The sequence below is a fragment of the Romboutsia sp. 13368 genome, assembly GCF_018336475.1.
GTDB lineage: Bacteria > Bacillota > Clostridia > Peptostreptococcales > Peptostreptococcaceae > Romboutsia.
This window is the reverse complement of sequence record NZ_CP048741.1, coordinates 1366649-1367092: the sequence shown is the minus strand read 5'-3', so window position 1 is coordinate 1367092 and position 444 is coordinate 1366649. Positions and strand designations below refer to the sequence as shown.

Sequence of the window (444 nt, the reverse complement as noted above, 5' to 3'; positions counted from 1 at the left end):
TATATAGTCATCTTATTTTTATATAAGGATAAAAGTTATAACAATATNGGGGGAATTTAAAATGATAGAAAAAAAATGGTGGCATAATTCTGTGGTATACCAAATATATCCAAGAAGCTTTAATGATAGCAACAATGATGGTATCGGTGACTTAAAGGGAATAATAGAAAAACTTGATTATTTAAAAGAACTAGGAATAGATGTAATATGRTTATCACCGGTTTATAAATCACCAAATGATGACAATGGTTATGATATAAGTGATTATACCGATATAATGGATGAATTCGGAACTATGGAAGATATGGATAATCTTTTAAAAGAAGCAAATTCAAGTGGTATAAAAATATTAATGGACTTAGTTTTAAATCATACATCAGATGAGCATAAGTGGTTTAAAGAAGCAAAAACTGATAAAAAAAGTAAATATAGAGACTATTATAT

Annotated in this window: 1 protein-coding gene and 1 pseudogene (1 of these 2 running past the window's edge); one reads left to right on the top strand and one right to left on the bottom strand. The window is 26.5% G+C overall.

The window, feature by feature from the left end; translation table 11 throughout:
• Positions 1-11 (bottom strand): annotated as a pseudogene (locus G3997_RS11415) (TetR family transcriptional regulator C-terminal domain-containing protein); it reaches 238 nt to the left of the window's first position.
• Between the two features lie 50 nt (positions 12-61).
• Here G3997_RS11415 and G3997_RS05545 point away from each other — a divergent pair.
• A partial coding sequence (locus G3997_RS05545; RefSeq protein ID WP_330616102.1) for an alpha-amylase family glycosyl hydrolase occupies positions 62-444 on the top strand: 383 nt, incomplete at its 3' end.